Raw genomic sequence first — 19,083 nt, 5'->3', positions numbered from 1 at the left:
GGTCGGACGGTGGGCGCACCCGGCTGTGCCGCCCGCGCGGCCCCTGGCGCCGGATGCCACGCGCCCCGCCCCTGTGCGGGGCGGGGCGGTGTTTCCGCGAGGTCCGCTCAGGGGGCGAGCGGAGGGGAGATCTTCCAGGTGGCGGCCAGGTTGCCCTCCGCGGTCCCGTAGTTCTGGGCCGCGTAGAGGTCTCCGTCGATGTGGCGCAGCGAGCGCTGCACCGTGCCCGTGCCCCAGACGAAGGACGTGCCCGAACCGGACTGCCCCTTGACGGCGCACCAGGTGGCGTTCTGCTTGAACGCCGCGCTCCGGTCGTCGGGCGCCATGCGCACCCGGAGGCCGGGGTCGTCGCCCTTCAGGTAGTAACCCGGCTTGCGGGCCGACTCGAAGGAGTAGCAGCCGGGCTTGCTGGCGAGCGCGGGAACGACGACCCAGGTGGCGTCCTCGCGGTCGGCCGGCTTGGAGGAGGCGCTCACCGGGCCGATGAAGCCCAGGCCGCCGTCCACGCCGGACTGGCGCGCGTACCAGCCCGACAGCGCGGCGTCGTTCATCTGGATGGACTGGCGCCGCGCCCGGTACAGGTTGTCCTCCTTGAGGAACTCGGCGACGGCCTCGTCGGTGCCCGCCAGCGCCTTCCTCGCGGCCGCCACCAGGTTGGGGTTCACCCCGCCGTTCTCGGCGGCGGCCTGGATCTGGAGGGCCAGCTTGCGGTTGGCCTCGGCTATCTTCTGGCGGCGGGCCTCGTCGTCACGCTTGTACGCCTCCTCGGCACCGGTGTGGATGTACGCCTTCCACACCGCCGGGTCGGAGCTGAGGACCGCGCGCTGCCCCTCGGCGTAGAGCTCGCTGCCGGCCAGGTCCGCGGGGGCGAGCCGGAGCAGCTCCCGGATGAAGTTGTCGTCACCGAGGGCGAGCATGGCCTCGGACGGGGCGAGACGGAACAGCGCGGCGGCGTTCGTACGGGCGGCGAGTTCCCTGCGCCGCTCGGCCTCCAGGCGGTCCTGCTCGGCGAGTTCCTCCAGTTCCCGGAGCACGTCGCGCTTGTGGGCCTCGCGCGCGCCGTTGATGATGAACTCCTGCCAGTCGGCGGGCTCGCCGAGCAGTGCCTGGAGAGCCGCCGACCGCACCTCGGGTCCGGAGGCGGAGTGCTTGGCGACCGCGCGGATGAAGTTGTCGTCGGTGAGCGCCAGCAGTTCCGGGGTGCTGGGGATGCCGATCGCCAGCAGTGCCTGGGACTTGGCCAGCCTGGCCGCCCGTTCGGCCTCGGCCTTGTCCCGCTCCCGCTGCTGGTCGAGCCGGTACGCCTCGTGGATGCCGGTGACGATGTACCGCACGTGGTCGGCGGCGGCGGTGCTGCTCAGCGCCTCCTCGGCGGCCGTGCGCACCGAGTCGAAGAGTTCGCCCCCGTCCCTGGCCTTCTGCCACAGCGCGTGGATGAAGTCGTAGTCGCTGAGCAGGAGTACGTCCGCGGTCGGGTCGAGGCGGACGACCGCCGCGGCGTCGACCCTCTGGAGGTCGGTCGTGCCGATGCCGGCCGCCTGGACCACCGTGCCGGCGGGCTGGGCCGAGGCGGTGCTCAGTCCGACCGTGCCGGCGACGGTCGCCAGCGCGGTGACGGTGACGATGCCACGGGTGAGTCTCATCCGTGTACGCCGAGGGGCGATGTGACTGGTGTTCATGATGGTTCGGTAACTCCTCTGTCCCCGCCGGGGGGCGGGTTCGACGGGATGGCGGCGGGGCGGCGCGCGGGCGGTGGCGCCATGGGGGCGCACCGGTGCCCGGGACATGCGTGCGGGCCGGAACGCGTGCACCGTGCGGGCGGCGGCCCGGCGGCGCGGCTCAGATGAAGAGCAGCTTCCACTCCTGGCTGGGCAGGTCGTCGAAGCAGTCCATGACGTAGGCGACCGGCTCCTCCCCCGCGGGGGTCCCGCCCATGGACAGGCACTCGTCGGGTGCGTCGTCCGGACGCAGCGTCAGCCGGTTCGGCTCGGCCTCGTCCTCGATGAACGACATCGACCACTGCTGGTCCGAGGAACCGTTGCACCAGCGCTGCACCACGCCGGCGGTGCCGGTGGGGGAGTAGGTGACGCAGCGGCCGCTGTGCTTCGCCACGATCTCCCAGCCGGAGGCGGCGTCCCGCAGGCCGAAGATCTGGTTCTCCGCGCTGCTGTCGCAGTCCGCCTCGACCACGTGCGCCCCGTTGGCCAGGCTTCCGTTCGCGACCGAGAGGCACTTGCTCTTGTACTTGACCTGCAACTGGACCGTCATGAGGATCTCGGACGACGCGTGCTGATCGGCGTGGACGGGGGCCGCGCCGCCGATGAGCGCGGCGAGGCCGACGCCTGTGGCGAGGGCGGCTCTGAGGGTGCCGGACATCATGAACTCCAGGTCGTCTCGTGGAACGGGGAAGGGAGCGGGCCGGCAGCGGGACGGTGAGGGCCACCGTCCCCGGAGCGGGCGCGCGGAGGTGTCGGCCGGACGCGGGGAAGACGTGTCCGGGAAACCGCTGGACCGGGCGGCCGGGCACGGCGGCCGTGCGGCCGGGTGAGGCGGGTGCGCCGCCGTCCGTACGGCGGTCTCAGGCGACGGCCGTGTCCGGGGGGACCGGAGCGTCCTTCGGCGGGCGTGCGGCCGGCCCGGCGGCGGCCGGGACCGACGCGAAGGCCGTACATCCGAAGTGGCGAACCACGATTTCCCCCATGTCGTACATGTAGTACAGATAAGGTCTCGTGGTCTGCGTGGACCGTCGGAGCTGTCTCGCCCCGTCCGCCCCCTCCACGGCACCGACAGATCAAGTCGATCATGTGAAGAGCCTGTGGCATAGGCGGAAGTCAGCCACCCGGCACATGGGTTCGAGCCATGCGTGAGCCGGTCGCGTGGGCTGAGGGGCCCGGCCCGCGAGCGGACGCCCGCCGGCCCTCCCCGGACCGGCACGTACCCTTTCGGGATGACTCAGCCCCTTGTGCCCGATGAGCGGCGGCCCGCGAACGGCGGGCCGAAAGCAGCCGCCCGTAACCGGACAGCTCTGATCGCCGCCGCACGGGAGATCTACGCGGCGTACGGGCTGGACGCCCCGCTCTCCGCGATCGCGCGCCGGGCCGGGGTCGGGCAGGGGGTGCTGTACCGGCACTTCCCCGACCGGGCGGCCCTGGCGGGCGCGGTGCTGGACGAGAACGTCCGGCAGATCGAACAGGCGGCCGCGGCCCGGGACGCGCTCTTCACGGACGTCCTCGGCGTGCTGACCTGGCACGTGACGGAGTCGGCGGCCTTCCTGGGTCTGCTGCACGCGGGCGGGGCCGTCGGCCGCTCCGAGGCGCTCGTGTACGCCCTGGGCCTGTCGGAGCGGGTCGAGCGTGCCCTGCGGGACCTCCTCCCGAAGGGGCATCGGCTGGGCGCGGGGAACGACCTCATGCTCGCCGTCGCCATGGTCTCCGGTGCCGTCGCCGGCCCCACCCGCGAGGACCGGGAGCGCCGGGCGCTGGATGCCTGGCGGCTGCTCGGTGTCGAGGTGGGACCGGTACGGCCCTTCGGCGGATGAGTGCGGGGAGGCGGGGCCGGGCTCAGCCCTCCGTCGGACTGCCGGATGAGGCGGGCCGGGCTCAGCCTCCGTTGGACTGCCGGATGCCCTGTGCCAGTGCCTCGAAGGTGTACAGGTAGCCGCCCGCGGGTCCGCTGACGGTCATGTACGCCTTGGTGCCGCCGGGGGTGATCGCGATGTTCGTCGCCGATTCGAGCCCCTCGGCGCGGCCGGGGATCTCGACGGTCGCCAGGCGCTCACCGTGCGGGCTGTACACGGCCATCGCGGGCCGGCCGTGGAGCCCCTGGTAGAGGTTGCCGTCCGCGTCCACGGCGATCGAGTCGGTCTGGGCGATCCCGCCGTCGACCCGGATCGCGGTGTGCCGGGACGTCACCCGGCCCTCCGCGTCGAGGCCCAGGTAGGAGATCCGGTTCTCGGTGAGTTCGCTGAACCACAGCCCCCGGTAGTCCGCGTCGAAGGAGATGCCGTTGGTCGCGGCCAGATCGTCGGCCAGCACCGTGGCCTCCTCGCCGTCACGCCCGACGCGCACCACGCGGCCCCGCGCCTTCCCTTCGGACAGGCCGCGCGAATCGCTGACGTACAGGTTCCCCTCCCCGTCGAAGGCGAGGTCGTCCGGGTTCATCTGCGCCCCGTCGACCTCGCCGGAGAAGAAGACCCGCGGATCGCCGCCGTCCGGTGCCAGGCTCACGATCTCGCCGTGGGCGTAGTCGGTCAGGTAGAGCCGTCCGTCGTACGGGCTGAACTGCGCCGAGGTGTAGGCGCCCCGCCCGTCCGTGTGGACCGCGCGTGCCGTCTTCCTCGCCACGTCGACGCGCATCACCTTCGGCTTGCCCGCGGGCGCGGTGACGTCCACCAGGAGCAGCCTGCCGTCCTCGTCGAACACCGGGCCCTCCAGCAGGGTCATCCCGGTCTCCTCGTGCACCTTCGTCACCTGCATCAGTTCGTGGGCGCGGATGGTCCGGTCCGCGCCGGAGGCGGTGCTCCGGTCGCCTGCGGGGCCGGCCGTCTGCGTACCGCATCCGGTGAGGGCCAGGGCGCCGAGGGCGGTGAGCGTGGCAAGGGGCCGGATCGGAAGTCGTCGCATGGGGGTCTCACTCTTCCTGTCTGCTCGTCCACGGAGTTAACCGGACAGCGCTGTCCGGTAGTTGTTACGGTAGTGGACGGCCGCCCGTTCCGGGGTGGCCGCCGATCGACAAGGCAGGAGCGAGACCCCCCACATGACGGCCAGTCAAGAACCGCTTCCCGACGAGATCGCCGCGCTGAGGGAGCGCTACCGCCACGAACGCGAGCGACGCGTACGGCCCGACGGGGCACGCCAGTACCTCGGTACGGAAGCCGGGTTCGGCTACTACGCCGCAGACCCGTACACACCGGAGACGGGCGCACGCGCGCCGGTGCGCGACACCGTCGACGTCGCCGTGATCGGCGGCGGGTTCGGTGGCATCCTCGCCGGGGCGCGTATGCGGCAGCAGGGCGTGGAACGCGTCCGGATCGTCGAGAAGGGCGGCGACTTCGGCGGCACCTGGTACTGGAACCGCTACCCGGGTGTCCACTGCGACATCGAGTCGCACGTCTATCTGCCGATGCTCGACGAGACCGGGTACGTGCCGGAGTGGAAGTACGCCCCCGGCGACGAGATCCGCCGCCACGCGGTCCGCGTGGCAAGGAAGTTCGACCTCTACCCGGACGCGCTCTTCTCCACCGCCGTCACTTCGCTCACCTGGGACGACGCGACCGGGACGTGGATCGTGGCCACCGACCGCGGCGACACCTTCCACGCCACCTACGTCGTCACCGCCACCGGGACCCTCTCCGAACCGAAGCTGCCCGGCCTCCCCGGGATCGAGACCTTCCGGGGCCACACCTTCCACACCTCGCGCTGGGACTACGCCTACACCGGCGGCACCCCGGACGGCGGGCTGACCGGCCTCGCCGGGAAGCGCGTGGGCATCGTCGGAACCGGTGCCACCGGGGTCCAGGTCATCCCGGCACTCGCCGAGGACGCCGGACACGTCTACGTCTTCCAGCGCACCCCCTCCAGCGTGGACGTGCGCGCCAACCGCCGTACCACCGCCGAGGACGTCGGCGCCGGCGGCGACGGGTGGGCGCGGGCACGCCGCGAGAACTTCCTCCGCATCGTCTCCGGCGAGGGCGCGGACCAGGACCTCGTGGCGGACGGCTGGACCGCGTCGGCCGCTCTGCTGGAGAAGCTCCTGCCGAGCTTCAGCCGCCCGGAGCGCGGGCCGGACTTCGAGGCCGCCTACGAGGCGGCCGACGCCGCGAAGATGAACGAACTCCGCGCCCGTGTCCAGGAGACCGTGACGGACCCGGACACCGCGGGCAGACTCCAGCCCTGGTACCGGTACGCCTGCAAGCGCCCCACCTTCTCCGACCTGTACTACCCGGCGTTCAACCGCGACAACGTCACCCTCGTGGACACCGCGGACACCCACGGGATCGAGCGCGTCACCGAACACGGCGTCGTCGTCGGCACCGCCGCCTACGAACTCGACTGCCTGATCTTCGCCACGGGCTTCTCCGTCGGGGTCTCCGGCATCTCCTCCGGCAGGCTGCCCGTCCACGGCCGGGGCGGCGCCCAGCTGCTGCACACCTGGGCCCGGACGGGCCCCCGTACACTGCACGGCTTCACCAGCAACGGCTTCCCGAACCTGATCCACCTGGGATCCCTGCAGAACGCCAGCAGCGTCAACTTCACGCACATCCTGGACGAGCAGGCCGTCCACGCGGCCGCCCTCGTCGCCGCCGCCGAGGCGAAGGGCGCGCTCATCGAACCGTCCACCGAGGCCGAGGACGCCTGGATCGCCACCATGACCGAGGGCGCCCCCGACCACGAGTGGTTCCACGCCGAGTGCACCCCCGGCTACTACAACCGCGAGGGCCTCGGCCGGCCGAACGGCGCGAGCGCCTACCCGCACGGCGCCGTCGCCTTCCACGCCCTGCTGGAGCGGTGGCGTGAGACGTCAATCGGCGAGGTCCTGCGGGCCAGGACCGGCTCCGCCTGACCGGAGCCGCGACCGCCCGCCGGTGAACCGGCGCTCCGGGCCGGGTGCCGCCGGTCACCGCGCACGCGGTGACGGCCGCACCCGGCTCCGGGCCGCCGGCCAGGGCGCGGGATCGCCGGACCGCCGCGGCTCCGGGCTCCGGACCCCGCGCCCGGCGGGCCCGGCCGGCGGAGCGCCCCGGCTCGCCCGTCAGGTGATGACCAGCCGCTGCCTGCCGTCGATGAGTTCGCGCACCGCGTCCAGATGGCCCGCGTGGGTGGCGGTCTCGGTGATCACGTGCAGGACGACCTCGCGCAGGGTTCCGTACCGCCAGTCACCGAAGAAGTCCGGCCACCAGGCCGGGGCCGCGTCCAGGTCGGCGCCGGACAGGAAGGCGTCCGCGAGCTCCCCTTCCCGGCGGTAGAGGGCGAAGATCTCCTCGGCGGTCTTCCCCGGGTCGGGCTGCCACGCGTTCTCCCCGGCCCCGAGGATCTCCTCGATCGCCGATTCCTCCCCCGCCGCGACCGCGCGGAACCAGAACTTCTCGTCGTCCAGGGCGAGATGGTGCACCAGCCCGAGGCACGTCCAGCCGGACGGCAGCACCGGGCGCCGGAGCGCCTCCTCGTCCAGGCCCTCCAGGATGTCCAGGACATGTGTGCGCTTGCCGTCCAGGACGCCGAGCAGCGCGGTCAGTTCGGTGTCGGTCATGGGACGGAACGTACCCGGCCCCACTGACACCCGGCCCGGGACACCGGGACCGAGGTCCGGGGGCACCCCGGTGGAACCACTCGGTCACGCCGGGTGAGCTGGCGGCGCGGCGGCACGGCCCGGCCGGGCGGCGGCTGTTTTCCGGAGCGCTGCGCCCGGACCCGGAACCGGCCGGGTCGCGGACGTCCTGCACGGCTCTGACCAGCGACGACGACCCGCATGTCAGCTCCTGCCCGGCCGCGGTGCTTGAATGGACCGTCATTCCTGATCCGGCAAGGAGATGTGCTGTGCCCCTGGTGTCTGTCGTGATGCCCGTCTACAACTCGGCGGCCACCCTCGGCGCGGCCGTCCGATCGGTGCTCACGCAGACGCACAGTGATGTGGAGCTGCTGGTCACCGATGACCAGTCCTCCGACAGCTCGATGGATCTGCTGCGCGAGTTCGCCGCCCAGGACGAGCGTGTGCTGCCGCGGTCGGCGCCCGAGCGGGGCGGCGCGGGCCGGGCTCGCAACCTGGCCATCGAGCGCGCCCGCGGGGACTACGTGGCGTTCCTCGACTCCGACGACATGTGGCTGCCGGAGAAGACCGAGAAGCAGCTCGCCTTCGCCGCCGAGGGCGACGCGCCGCTGACGTTCACCTCGTACTTCAAGATGGACGCCGACCACGACGGCGAGAGCACCGACTGGGTGCCCAACGGGCGGGTGATCGCCGCGCGAGCGCACGTGGACTACCGCGCGATGCTGCGCCGGGACTACATCGGCGCCCTCACCGCCATGTACGACCGCAACGCCCTGGGCACCCGGCTGATGCCGGAGATGCGCAAGCGCCAGGACTACGCGCTGTGGCTGTCGATCATGCGGGACGGCGCCGACGCCCGCGGCCTGGCCGAGCCGCTCGCGGTGTACCGGTCCGGTCAGGCGGGGTCGCTGTCCTCCAACAAGATGTCCCTGGTCAAGTACAACTGGTCCCTGTACCGCGAGCACGAGCACCTGTCGGTCCCGCGGGCGACGCGGGCCCTGGCCGGCGCCGCGTGGCAGTCGCTGCGCAACTCGCGTATCTGAGGGGCGTTCCAAAACCCACCGGCCGGCGTCCCCTGCTTCTCTCCCCGGTGCGGGAGATCAAGGCAGCGCCGATGCCGGGACCCCAGGCGGAACGGGATCGCGGGCGGACACCGGACGCCGGACGCGACCGTGAACGCGTCCTCGCCGCCGCCCGCCGCCCGCCGCCCGCCGCCTGCCGCCTCCATGCCCGCTGCCCGCGAAGGACCCGGCGCCTCCACGGCCGCCATCGCCCGCCGGGCGGGCGTGGGCCAGGCCACTCTCTCCCGCCGCTTCACTGATCCCGGCCGGTTGATCAGCGCCGTCCCCGACGCCCCGGCCCCGCTCCCCGGAGCGCCCGCCCCGGCCGCACTCGACCGCGCCATGACCCGCCTCGGCCGCGCGGATTCCGTCTGCCCCGGGTGCCGCTGAGGACCGCCCTCTCCCGAACGCCGGCGAACTCGGCCGGTCAGCGGCTTCACCAGCGGCCGGCAGGCCGGCGTAGGCAGGGTGGAGCCGCTCGTCCGGCGGACCCGGTCCCGGCGGGCACTCCTGTACGCCGGCTTCTTCTCCGCCGGGTTCCACCTGTCACGGCAGAGGACGGCTTTCGGGCCCACGGAAAGCGGGACGTCCCGGTGACACCCCCACTACTCGGTGGTACCGTGTAGTGGTACTCGGTACTACGGAGTACCGCGAGGCCGAGGAGGACTGGCCATGGACGACCTGACGGAGATGCTGAAGGGCACCCTCGAAGGGTGCGTGCTCGAAATCATCGGCCGGGAGGAAACCTACGGTTACGCCATCACCCGGCAGTTGAACGAACTCGGCTTCGCCGACGTCGTCGAGGGGACGGTGTACACCATCCTGCTGCGGCTGGAGCGGAACAAGCTCGTCCAGGTGGAGAAGCGGCCGTCCGGGGTCGGGCCGCCCCGCAAGTTCTACGCCCTCAACGACGCCGGACGCGAGGAGCTCGCGAAGTTCTGGGCGAAATGGCAGTACGTCTCATCGCGTATCGACACGCTCAAGGAGGGCCGGGGATGAACTTCTGGGAGAAAGTCACGGGCAGCGATCTCACCAGGGACTGGAAGGCGTTCGAAGCCAGGGCCGCGGCGCTTCCGGAGGACTACCGGCCGGCGTGGGAGCAGATCAAGATCCACCTCCTTCCCCAGGGCGACTTCACCGGCCGCAACCTGACGCCGATCCTGGACTCGGTCCTGGGGCTGCTCGAAGAGACGGCGGCGGAGGGGCAGGGCGTCCATGAGGTGCTCGGCGACGACATCCCGGGCTTCTGCACGGCATTGGCCGGCGGGGAAGGGGCGCGGACCTACCGCGACCGGTGGCGCGAGCAGCTGAACAGGAATGTCGCACGGAAACTGAGCCGGCTGGGAGGCTGACGTGAGTATCCAGGACATCATCGAGGGCAAGAAGCAGTGGCGCGCGCACGTGGCCCGGGTCAAGGCGCTGCCGCCGGACTACCGGATCGTCTACAAGGAGATGCAGAAGTACCTGTTCAAGGTCGGACCGGTCGACCTGTCCGACGGGCCCCTGCTCCCGGGGATCGTCGACTTCTTCGAGGAAGGCGCCGCTGGGGGCAAGGGCGTTCTGGAACTCATCGGCCCGGACGTCGCCGCGTTCTGCGACGACCTCGTCAAGGACTCACGCACCTACGCGGACATCTATCAGGAGTCCCTCGGCGGGGAACCCGGTACGGCCGGGAGGTAGCCCCCGTCCTCTCGTACGAGTGGGTACGGCCCGCACGTACGGTTCGTTCGCCTCGGCCCGGCGCGGACAGGCGCGTGCCGCGCCGTCACCGGACGCCGTCCTCCGCCGGGCCGGGAGGCGGGGAGCCGCGTATCTCACCGAGACCGAGACCGGTACGGCTGCGGGCGTTCGCCTCGGCGACGCGAGCGCTCAGCAGCTCGGCCGGGCCGAGCGGCCGGAGGCGGGCCGGGTCCGCGTCCCACGCGCGGCCACCGCCGAGCGGGCGGAGCCGGAGGCGAGGGCCCTCGTAGCCCGCCACCAGGCCCACCCGGCCGCTGCCACCGTCGTGCACGGCTGTCCCGATCCGGGGGACGCCGTCATCGGTCACCCGGCTGTCCCGTTCCTGATCGCCGAGGCGAGGGCATGCGCGACGGGAGCGGAACAGACGCCGAGGTGGACGAGGGCGTAACGGGCCGGCCGCGCGCCGCCGTCGCCCTCCGTGTCCGGCCACGGGGTACGCACATCCATCGCGGGCAGCTGGATGCCGGCGGCGGTCAGGGCGGCGGCGAGGTCGTCGCGCGCATCGAATGCCTCCTGGATCTTGGCCGTCCTGCGGGGGAGGGCCGGCTTCTGCGACGGCGGAGTCATGGGTGTTTCCCTTCGGCTGTTCTTTCGCGGAATCCTCTGCCCGGCCTCACACGCCGGACTACGGTGCGTGAGGGGCTCATTACGAGAATGGCCCGGTCAGGGAAGTGACACACCGGGGGCGGGGCGTGCTTCCCCGGCGGTGAGCCACGTTCCACACGTTCCACGGAGGGTGAGATGCCGACGAGGCGGGCGGTCACGGGCCGCAGCAGGGAACCCCGCGCACGGTTCGCGGAGGAGCTGAGGTCCTTGCGCGCCGCGCGCGGCGACAGTCTGCGTCAGCTCGGTGAACGGCTGGGCTGGGACTGGTCGTTGTTCGGCAAGATGGAGAAGGGCGAGACGGTCGGCGGCCCGGAGGTCGTGGAGGCGCTCGACCAGTACTACGAGACACCGGGGTTGCTGCTGGCACTGTGGGAGCTGGCCATCAGCGACCAGACGCAGTTCAAGGAGCGGTACCGGCGGTACATGGCCCTGGAGGCGGAGGCGACGAGCCTGTGGCACTTCGCGGTGAGCATCGTGCCAGGTCTGCTCCAGACACCGGGGTACGCGAGGGAGCTGCTGGCCGCAGGAGGGCTGCGCGGCGACACCCTGGACCAACAGGTCGAGGCACGGACAGGGCGACGGGAGTTGCTGGCGGGCGAAGCCGCACCTCAGTTCCGCACCATTCTGTCCGAGGCGGTCTTGAGGTCCCCTTTGAGGGATGCCGGTGAGTGGCGACAGCAACTGGAGTACTTGAGGGAGGCGGGGGAGAGGGACGGGGTAACGGTGCAGGTGGCACCGTTCAGTGTGGGGCTTCACGCCCTGACCAATACCGACGTGATGTTTCTTCGTCTGACGGAGGGGCGTGTCGTGGCCTACGCGGAGAACGGGTACCGAGGGGAACTCATCGAAGAAACCAGCCCGGTTGAGCAGCTGCAACGCGCATATGATTCGGTACGCGACCTGGCGTTGACCCCTGCCGAGTCGCGGAAGTTCATTCTGCGCCTTCTGGAGGAAGTGCCGTGCGACCCCTCGACCTGACTGTGGCGACTTGGCGTGCGAGCAGTTACAGCAATCAGGACGGTGGACAGTGCGTCGAGGTCTCCGACGACTTCACCGCGTTCGTCCCCGTCCGGGACAGCAAGAACCCGCACGGCCCCGCCCTCACCTTCGCGGCGGACGACTGGTCGTCCTTCGTGTCCGCGGTGAAGAGCGGCACCCTGGCCGTCTGAGGCGTTTCCCGGACCAGGAGCCGGACCGGCCCCGTGCCGGTGGCCGCCTTCCCCGCCGGGTTCCGGCAGGGGAGGCGGCCACCGGTGTGCCGGGATCAGCCCTCGCAGATGGCCGTGTCCGCGACCTCGCGCATCTGGGCCTTGGGCGTGCCGAGCCGGAACAGGGCGTTGGTCATGGTGGAGGCGTACCGGCCGTCTTCCGTGACCAGGGTGTAGGAGAGGTAGCCCGGCATCATGCCGTCGTGGCCCCATGCCGTGACACCGCAGGACAACTGTATGGAGGCGAGTCCCAGGCCGACGCCGAAGCCGGTGGTGTCCGTCATCTCGGCCAGGGATGCGGACGAGACGAGCTCACCGCCGAGGAGCGACCTGTAGAAGGCCGTCACGTCCTCCAGGGTGGACACCATCGCCCCGGCGCTGCCGTAGAGGGACGGGTCGAGGATCGCGGCGGGGGTCCAGAAGGAGACCCCGCCGAGCCGGGCCCCGTGGTAGCCGGTGACCGCCGGGAGGGGCAGTGAGCGGTCCCCGGGGGCGGGGAAGGAGGTCCCGGTGAGGCCCAGCGGCTCGATGACGCGGCTCCGGACCGCCTCGCGCGCGGGTGCTCCGGTGACCGCCTCGACGAGCAGCCCGAGGATCATGTAGTTGGTGTTGGAGTACGTGAAGCTCGCGCCCGGCACCGAGACGGGGGCGAGGCTCAGCCCCGTCCGTACGACGGCACGCGGATCGTACGTACCGTCGGGGTTGCGCGGGGGCTGGACCGACACCGTCAACGGGATGCCCGGACTGTACGCCGCGATGCCGCTGGTGTGCTGGAGGAGGTGCCGCACGGTGATGCGTGTGCCGTCGTAACCGTTGCCGGTGACGACACCGGGCAGGTACGTCTCGATGGGCGTGTCCAGGGAGACCCTGCCCTCGTCGACCAGTTGCAGCACCACGGTGGCCGTGAAGCTCTTCGTCTGGCTGCCGATGAGGAGGTGCTCGTCCTGCCGGATCGGCCGGTCGGCACCGAACGTGCCGGTGCCGGCGGACAGGGTCCAGCCGTCTCCCTCCGTGCCGGCGTGGACGGCGGCTCCCGGGCCGCCGCCGGCCTGGAGTGCCTGGAGCGCCGTGCGCGTCGCTGTGTGGTCATCGGACCGGGCGTACGCCGTGCCGCTGTGCGCGGTGAGCGTCAGCGTCAGCGCGCACACGGCGCCGATGGCGGCGGAGAGCCTGGTTCTGTTCCGACGGGTGGTCATGCGGGTTCTCCTTGATGAGGCGTCGGTCGGACGCGGGAATGTCAGGCGGCGGCTGCGAAGGCCGCCGTCACGCGCGGCACCCAGTCCGCGAAGGCGGGGGCCCAGCAGGCGTAGGTGTGCCCGCCGTTGCAGGCCGGGGAGAGGGAGGCGCCGTTTCCGTAGTCGACGAGGCGGTTCGCGATGCCGAGCTGGTCCAGACGGGCCTTGACGGTGTGCGCGGCCCGGGCGGTGTAGCTCTCGATGAGGTCGTTGTCGCCGGTGTAGAGGGTGATCCCGGTGTCGGCGAGGCGGGACAGGTTCGTGGGGGCGGCGGGGTCGTACGCCTTCCAGACCCGGTCGGCGCCGAGGACCGGGTACGGCGAGCCGAAGACCGCGTCGCTGTCGACGTACGGGCCGTAGTCCGCGCAGGTACCGGGGGCGGCGGAGCTGATGGCGCACCAGGCGCCCGGCAGGTTCAGCTCCGTGGCCAGGACCGCGGCGCGGAACTCCGCCATGCCGAAGTCGAGTCCGCCGGACAGGGCGGCCACGTGGCCGAACAGGTCGGGCCGGGCCTCGGCGTAGTGCAGTGCGCCGCTGCCGCCCATGGACAGCCCGGAGACGGCGCGGTGGGCGCGGTCCGGCACGGTGCGGAGGTTGGCGTCGATGAACGGGACGACCTGTTCGAGGTGGAAGGTCTCCCAGTCGGCGGCGCCCAGCGCGGTGTTCTGCATGACCCAGTCGGCGTACCAGCCCTTCCGTCCGCCGTCGGGCACCACGGTGATCATGTCGTCGGAGCGCAGGGCCGGCACCGCCGCCACGTCGTCGACGGTGCCGGGACCGCCGTGCAGGAAGTACGTGACGGGCCAGCGCCGTCCGGGGTCCGCGGCGTACCCCGAGGGCAGGAACACCCGGATCCGGTGGGGGCCTGTGACCTCGGCGGAGGTGACGGTGAGGGTGAAGTCCGTATCGCCGCGGACCACGGAACCGTCGGCGACCTGGGTGAGGCCGAACCCGTCACGGAAGACGGGGACCTGCGATGCGCCGGCGTGGGCCGGCGGCACGGCCAGGGCACCGAGTACGGCGACCGCGGCGGCGGCGGTGGACAGGGCCCGGCGGACGCGGTGCCGGGCACGGGACGGCGGTGGGGTCATGGTGATTCCTGCCTTTCACGTTTCTCTCATCGGTCGGCATCACTGTCCCGGAGCTCTCGCGACCGGCCCGGATCACCGCTGGAAGACGGCCGGAAGAATCAGCAGAAGGGCGAGAACGACCAGTACCAGCAGGTATCCTGATGCCCCTTCGGAGTTTTTTCCGTTGCTTTCGATCCGTCCCTCCGGTGCGATCCGCGGATGCTCGGCCACGTAATGGTCGGTGTGCGCCTGTTCGATCTCGTACTCACGCAGCCACGGGGACCGATGGCGGCATTCACCGCACCAGTAGCGATAGGCCATGTCGATTCCTGCTCTCTTGACACGCGCTGCCCGCGCCAGGGGCCGTCCGGCCGTCCGGCACGGCAGCCGATCTCCCCCCTGCGGCACGGGCGGTTCAGGTGGCTCCGAGCGTGGCACCGGGCCGGGAAGGAGGCCATGACATGCGCCTTGACATATAGGTCAAGGCCGTCCCGGTAGACTGCGGCGCCCGGATCACCAGGCGGAAGGGACTCGAAGTGGCTGACGAGATCGGCCCCTTACTGAGGGAACTGCGGGAGAAGGCGGGACTGAGCCAGCTGAAGCTGGAAGAGCGCTCCGGAATCAGCGCGACCCACATCAGCCGGATCGAGACCGGGAAATCCCGTAACGTCCGCAGGGACACCGTGAACCGGCTGCTCGACGCCATGGAGCCGAACACCGAGGACCGGGGGCGAATAGCGGCTCTGCTCACCGGGATCCAGAAAGAGGACCCACTCGGAACCGTCGCGGAAGAACCCTCCCCGCCGGAAATCCGCCGGCCCTTCTCCCGGCCCGCGAACAGCCGTCTTTCCGAAGCCGCCGCCGATCTGGCCACGGAAACCGGGCGCCGCTTGCGGCGCGAGGAAGAACAGCGCCTGGTCCTCGACCCGTACCCGCTCCCGGTGCGCTGGCGCTCCGTGTCCACCGGGATCACCGACCTGGACGCGAACATCCGGCGCCTTCCGCCGGGAGCCGTGGCCGAGCCCCTGGACCTGGGCGGCGACCAGCGAAGCATCGGCGACCTGTACCGGAGCATCGGTTCGGGGCGGCTGGTGGTCCTCGGCCAGGCCGGTTCGGGAAAATCGGTGCTCGCGGTCCGGCTCGTCCTCGATCTCCTCCAGGACGGCGCCCGCACCGGCGCCGACCCCGTACCGGTGATCTTCGGTATCGGTTCCTGGGACCCGACGGTCCACACACTGCGCGGCTGGCTGACCGGGCGGCTACTGCGCGACTACCCGTACCTGGCCCGCGGTTCGTCCACTGCGGGGACGCTGGCCGCCGCGCTGGTCGAGGACGGCCACGTACTCCCGGTGCTGGACGGATTCGACGAGATGGCCGAGGGCCTGCGGCGCCGGGCGCTCGACGAACTCGACCGGACGTCGCTGCCGCTCGTCCTGACCAGCCGCCCGGACGAGTACGAGAAGGCCGTACGGCCCACGCGGGACGGAGCGGTGACGCCCCTGAAATGGGCTGCCGCGGTCGAGCTGACCGGGATCACTCCGGCCGACCTCCTCGACTACATGCCCCGTGCCACCCGCTCCGCCCCGCCGGGCGACGGCCCGTGGAACCGGGCCCTGACCGGCCGGACGGACCCGGACGTCCGGCTCCAACGGGTCCTCGGCACCCCGCTGATGGTGTTCCTGGCCCGCACGGTGTACGGCGAGGGGCGGGCCGGGGACCCGGAGGAGCTGACGGACGGGTCACGCTTCCCGACGGAGGACTCCCTGCGGCGGCATCTGCTCGCCGCTTTCGTACCCGCGGTCTACCGGCCCCGCCCGTCCGACCACCGGCCCCTCACATCCGAGGAGCATGCCCGGGGCGGCCGGCACCGGGAGTGGACACCGGAGCGCGCCCACCGCTGGTTCGGCTACCTCGCCCGCCACCTGGACCAGGCCGGCCGGGAGCGGCAGGACATCGCGTGGTGGCAGATCAGCGGGTCGCTGCGCACCTCGACCCGCGCGCTGGCCGTGGCGGCGGTGTCCGCGCTGTGCGTCGCCCTGCCGGTCTGGCTGGCCAACGCGCTGATCTTCGTGTTCCTCCACGAGATCCAGTTCGTCGCGGTGATGACCCAGGGGGCCGCCCTGGGACTCGGCGCGGGAATCACCTGCGGGGCCCTGTACGCGGGGATGACCACGTTCGGCGGCAGCGTCTTCGCCCCCTCGCGCACACGGCTGCGCCTGCGCGGCGGACTCGGCGCCGGACGGTCGCCGGCCCGCACGTTCGCCACCCGTTTCGGCGCGATGCTGCTGGCGGGGTTCGCCATGGGCATCGGCGTCTCCTGCACCAGCACGCTGCAACGGGTCCTCTACCTCGACTGGCCGCTCACGTCGCCCGAGGTGCTCCGGGTCCTCGCGACCGACGGACTGCTCCTCGGGCTGATCTTCGGCACCGCCTTCGGCACGGTCTTCGGACTGGCCGCCATGCTGGAAGCACCCCTGGACGTGTCCTCCGCGGCCACACCCGACAGCCTCCTGGACGCCAACCGCAGGGCGGTACGGAGCCAGCTGTCCGTCATCGCTCCCGCGCTGGCCCTGACGATCGCCTTCGGCGGAGGACTGGTCACCGATCTGCTGGACCCCGTCCTGGGCCCTCTGCTGTGGCTGCCGCAGGACGCGGTCGTCATCGGCACGGTGGGCGGCGTCGGCGGCGGCCTCTCGTACGCCCTGTGCTTCACCGCGTGGGGGCAGTGGATGGTCTTCGCGCGCCTCCTGCTGCCCCTCCGGGGCCAGCTGCCCTGGAACACCGCCGCGTTCCTGAAGGACGCGTACCACCGGGGCGTCCTCCGGCGGACGGGCGCCGTCTACCAGTTCCGCCACACCCACCTCCAGCACCACCTCGGCCGCTCCCCGCACCGGCCCTGAGCGGTGCTCCGCCCTCCCCGGCGGACGCGCGGAGCCCCCGCCCCGTACGCCGGGGAGGGGGCTCCGGCGTACGGGCGGGGGCTCCGGACCTTTTCAGCCGGTGAGGACGGAGTCGTCCTGGACGCGTCCGCCGGGCAGCCGGTGGCGTGCGACGATCAGAGCGGTGTCGACGTCACGGGTGCCGGTGGAGACACAGAGCGTGTAGGCGACGTCGTTCATCCGCTGCCGGACATCGGGGTCGCCGTTCTCCGCGTGCAGAATCCGCAGGGTGTCGTACTGCTCGATGAGGTTCTGCAGCACCGCAGGGTGGGCCATCAACACCGAAGTCTCCTTCTCCGTCTGCCGTCCGGGTTCCGTCTGCCGTCCGGGCCGGTCATCGGCCCGTCTACCCCGGCCCCCGCCCCCTATGCCTCCCTACGCGCGTCCCGTTCCCGGTTCCGTCCCCGGGGTCACAGACTGCTGAGGATCTGGGGAGACAGGTTCTTGATCATGGTGTTGGTCCAGCGCATCTGGCGCAGCGTCCGCGGATGACAGGACGAGGCCAGGTCGAGCAGTCCGGTGGACCTGGTGGCCTGGGCAACCTGGGCGAGCATCTTCCAGTGCAACGAGTTGTGCGCGGCGGCGAGATGCAGTTCGCGCAGATCGCGCAGGAGCAGCAGACCGGGCTCGGGGCGGCGGCCCGGCAGCTCCGGCGTCGTGTGCCGGAGCGCCGAGTTCCGCGATTCCGTCATCACCCGCCCGCCCCGTACCTTCCCGCACTGACGGTTCGGCGGGTCCCGTTGTCAGAGCCCCCTCCTAGGGTGAAGACATCACTCGGGGAACGTCGGAGGGGGAGCGGAAGCATGGCCGCCAACAGGATTCAGCACAAGGTCAACCACGTCGCGCTGGTCGTGGACTGCTCGGGTTCGATGCGTCCGCACGAAGGCCAGCTCATCCGCGTCGTGGACGAGTTCGTGGCGGGACTGAAGGCCGAGTCGGACAGCCTCGGCCACGAGACCCGGATCAGCCTCTACTCCTTCGACCACCGTGTCGAGAACCTCGTCTGGGACATGGACGTGAAGCATCTGCCGTCCATGCGCGGCCTGTACAAGGTCAACAACGGCGCCACGGCCCTCATCGAGGCGTCCCTGAAGTCCCTGGACGACCTCGGGCACATCTGGGAGGAGTACGGCGAGCACAGCTTCCTCCAGATCGTGGTGACGGACGGCGAGGAGAACGCCTCCGGCGGCGACAGGCGGCACGACGGCGACATGAGCATCCTCGGGCCGTGGCTCGACAGGATCACGGCGAAGATGGGCGCGCTGCCGGGCCACTGGACCTCCGCGATCCTCGTCCCGAACTCCCTGGCCAAGCGCACCGCCCAGAACTACGGCTTCCCGGCCGGGAACATCGCCATATGGGACGCGGACTCCAAGGAAGGGGTCGAGGAGGCGATCGGCACCGTCCGCGCCGCCGCCACCAGCTTCCTCCGGGGCCGCGAACAGGGCGTGCGCGGCACGAAGAACCTGTTCGCCGTCGGCCAGGGCATATCCGTCGACCAGGTGCGGGCCAGCCTCGAACCGGTCCCGACCGACAGGTACCGCCTGCTCAAGGTCGACCAGGAGACCGGGATCCGGGCCTTCGTCGATTCGCACCCGGGCGTGACGTACCAGCGCGGTTCCTGCTACTACCAGCTGGGTGCCCGGGTCCAGGTCCAGCCCGACAAGGACGTCATCGTGGTGGAGAAGAACACCGACCGCGCCTACACGGGTGACGCCGCCCGCAACCTCCTGTTCGGCACGGGCATCCAGGGCACCGTCTCCGTGAAGGCCGGGAACAACCCCGATCTGGAGGTGTACGTACAGAGCCGTTCGGTGAACAGGAAGCTCAAGCCGAAGACGCGTCTGCTCATCATGCTCTGACCTGGACGGACAGCCGGCGGCCGGGTGGGCGGGCGGACGGCCGGATCCCGGGGCGGGCTTCCGGATGGCTGGTTTTCGCCCCTGGGGCGGCAGTCG

20 protein-coding genes and 1 pseudogene are annotated in these 19,083 nt (G+C 71.5%); 10 read left to right on the top strand and 11 right to left on the bottom strand.

The features are described from left to right. Positions 1-107 precede the first annotated feature (107 nt). Positions 108-1,679, bottom strand: a complete 1,572-nt coding sequence (locus tag CP967_RS07005; RefSeq protein ID WP_150487119.1) for an AbfB domain-containing protein — start codon at positions 1,677-1,679, stop codon at positions 108-110. 160 nt (positions 1,680-1,839) lie between these two features. Next, on the bottom strand, positions 1,840-2,376 hold the full coding sequence (locus CP967_RS07000) for an RICIN domain-containing protein (RefSeq protein WP_167535340.1): 537 nt from the start codon (positions 2,374-2,376) through the stop codon (positions 1,840-1,842). A 571-nt stretch (positions 2,377-2,947) separates the two neighbouring features. Here CP967_RS07000 and CP967_RS06995 point away from each other — a divergent pair. Continuing rightward, positions 2,948-3,538 carry a TetR/AcrR family transcriptional regulator gene (locus CP967_RS06995; protein WP_150487117.1) on the top strand — a complete coding sequence of 197 codons (591 nt, stop codon included), beginning with the start codon at positions 2,948-2,950 and terminating at the stop codon, positions 3,536-3,538. 61 nt (positions 3,539-3,599) lie between these two features. Here CP967_RS06995 and CP967_RS06990 read toward each other — a convergent pair whose 3' ends face one another. Further along, the gene (locus CP967_RS06990) at positions 3,600-4,622 is read right to left on the bottom strand and encodes an SMP-30/gluconolactonase/LRE family protein (protein WP_150487116.1); all 1,023 of its coding nucleotides are present in this window, start codon (positions 4,620-4,622) and stop codon (positions 3,600-3,602) included. Between the two features lie 133 nt (positions 4,623-4,755). Between CP967_RS06990 and CP967_RS06985 the strand changes: the two genes are divergently transcribed. Next, complete coding sequence (locus CP967_RS06985; RefSeq protein ID WP_150487115.1) at positions 4,756-6,561, top strand: flavin-containing monooxygenase; 1,806 nt, start codon at positions 4,756-4,758, stop codon at positions 6,559-6,561. 189 nt (positions 6,562-6,750) lie between these two features. On the opposite strand, the gene CP967_RS06980 is transcribed toward CP967_RS06985, so the two are convergent. Continuing rightward, positions 6,751-7,248, bottom strand: a complete 498-nt coding sequence (locus tag CP967_RS06980) for a DinB family protein (RefSeq protein ID WP_150487114.1) — start codon at positions 7,246-7,248, stop codon at positions 6,751-6,753. A gap of 287 nt (positions 7,249-7,535) precedes the next feature. Between CP967_RS06980 and CP967_RS06975 the strand changes: the two genes are divergently transcribed. The 4 genes from CP967_RS06975 (at position 7,536) to CP967_RS06955 (ending at position 10,007) form a co-directional block, all read left to right on the top strand. After that, the gene (locus CP967_RS06975; protein ID WP_150487113.1) at positions 7,536-8,309 is read left to right on the top strand and encodes a glycosyltransferase family 2 protein; all 774 of its coding nucleotides are present in this window, start codon (positions 7,536-7,538) and stop codon (positions 8,307-8,309) included. Positions 8,310-8,999: 690 nt separating this feature from the next. Beyond that, positions 9,000-9,326, top strand: a complete 327-nt coding sequence (locus CP967_RS06965; RefSeq protein ID WP_150487111.1) for a PadR family transcriptional regulator — start codon at positions 9,000-9,002, stop codon at positions 9,324-9,326. After that, positions 9,323-9,679: a DUF1048 domain-containing protein gene (locus tag CP967_RS06960; protein ID WP_150487110.1), complete on the top strand. Its 357-nt coding sequence runs from the start codon at positions 9,323-9,325 to the stop codon at positions 9,677-9,679. Before CP967_RS06965 ends, CP967_RS06960 begins: the two co-directional genes overlap by 4 nt. Position 9,680: 1 nt before the next feature. Further along, positions 9,681-10,007 carry a DUF1048 domain-containing protein gene (locus CP967_RS06955; protein ID WP_150487109.1) on the top strand — a complete coding sequence of 109 codons (327 nt, stop codon included), beginning with the start codon at positions 9,681-9,683 and terminating at the stop codon, positions 10,005-10,007. A gap of 85 nt (positions 10,008-10,092) precedes the next feature. Here the strand turns inward: CP967_RS06955 and CP967_RS06950 are convergent, their stop codons facing one another. Next, positions 10,093-10,374: a hypothetical protein gene (locus CP967_RS06950; RefSeq protein WP_150487108.1), complete on the bottom strand. Its 282-nt coding sequence runs from the start codon at positions 10,372-10,374 to the stop codon at positions 10,093-10,095. Then, entirely contained in the window at positions 10,371-10,634 is a 264-nt protein-coding gene (locus CP967_RS06945; RefSeq protein ID WP_150487107.1) for a hypothetical protein, read from the bottom strand. The genes CP967_RS06950 and CP967_RS06945 overlap by 4 nt, the downstream gene beginning before the upstream one ends. Positions 10,635-10,808: 174 nt before the next feature. On the opposite strand from CP967_RS06945, the gene CP967_RS06940 reads away from it, so the two are divergent. Both CP967_RS06940 and CP967_RS06935 read left to right on the top strand, forming a co-directional pair. Then, entirely contained in the window at positions 10,809-11,651 is an 843-nt protein-coding gene (locus CP967_RS06940) for a helix-turn-helix domain-containing protein (RefSeq protein WP_150487106.1), read from the top strand. After that, a complete protein-coding gene (locus CP967_RS06935) occupies positions 11,633-11,842 on the top strand; it encodes a DUF397 domain-containing protein (protein ID WP_150487105.1) in 210 nt (69 codons plus the stop codon). Before CP967_RS06940 ends, CP967_RS06935 begins: the two co-directional genes overlap by 19 nt. A 95-nt stretch (positions 11,843-11,937) precedes the next feature. Here the strand turns inward: CP967_RS06935 and CP967_RS06930 are convergent, their stop codons facing one another. From CP967_RS06930 to CP967_RS06920, 3 genes are all read right to left on the bottom strand, one after another. After that, complete coding sequence (locus CP967_RS06930; RefSeq protein ID WP_150487104.1) at positions 11,938-13,077, bottom strand: serine hydrolase domain-containing protein; 1,140 nt, start codon at positions 13,075-13,077, stop codon at positions 11,938-11,940. A 41-nt stretch (positions 13,078-13,118) separates the two neighbouring features. Then, positions 13,119-14,207, bottom strand: coding sequence for an alpha/beta hydrolase (locus CP967_RS06925; RefSeq protein WP_150487103.1), 1,089 nt, complete (start codon positions 14,205-14,207; stop codon positions 13,119-13,121). Between the two features lie 72 nt (positions 14,208-14,279). Further along, positions 14,280-14,507: a hypothetical protein gene (locus CP967_RS06920; protein ID WP_150487102.1), complete on the bottom strand. Its 228-nt coding sequence runs from the start codon at positions 14,505-14,507 to the stop codon at positions 14,280-14,282. Positions 14,508-14,722: 215 nt separating this feature from the next. On the opposite strand from CP967_RS06920, the gene CP967_RS06915 reads away from it, so the two are divergent. Then, positions 14,723-17,086 carry a helix-turn-helix domain-containing protein gene (locus CP967_RS06915; RefSeq protein ID WP_150487101.1) on the top strand — a complete coding sequence of 788 codons (2,364 nt, stop codon included), beginning with the start codon at positions 14,723-14,725 and terminating at the stop codon, positions 17,084-17,086. A gap of 93 nt (positions 17,087-17,179) precedes the next feature. On the opposite strand, the gene CP967_RS06910 is transcribed toward CP967_RS06915, so the two are convergent. Both CP967_RS06910 and CP967_RS06905 read right to left on the bottom strand, forming a co-directional pair. Beyond that, entirely contained in the window at positions 17,180-17,407 is a 228-nt protein-coding gene (locus CP967_RS06910) for a DUF5133 domain-containing protein (RefSeq protein WP_150487100.1), read from the bottom strand. Positions 17,408-17,535: 128 nt separating this feature from the next. Further along, positions 17,536-17,766: pseudogene (locus CP967_RS06905) on the bottom strand (hypothetical protein); the annotation flags it as partial. A gap of 162 nt (positions 17,767-17,928) precedes the next feature. Between CP967_RS06905 and CP967_RS06900 the strand changes: the two are divergent. Then, a complete protein-coding gene (locus CP967_RS06900) occupies positions 17,929-18,987 on the top strand; it encodes a vWA domain-containing protein (RefSeq protein WP_150487099.1) in 1,059 nt (352 codons plus the stop codon). Positions 18,988-19,083: the final 96 nt, after the last annotated feature.

This window comes from Streptomyces nitrosporeus (assembly GCF_008704555.1).
In the GTDB taxonomy this organism is placed as follows: Bacteria; Actinomycetota; Actinomycetes; order Streptomycetales; family Streptomycetaceae; genus Streptomyces; species Streptomyces nitrosporeus.
This window is presented reverse-complemented; position numbering and strand designations above follow the sequence as displayed.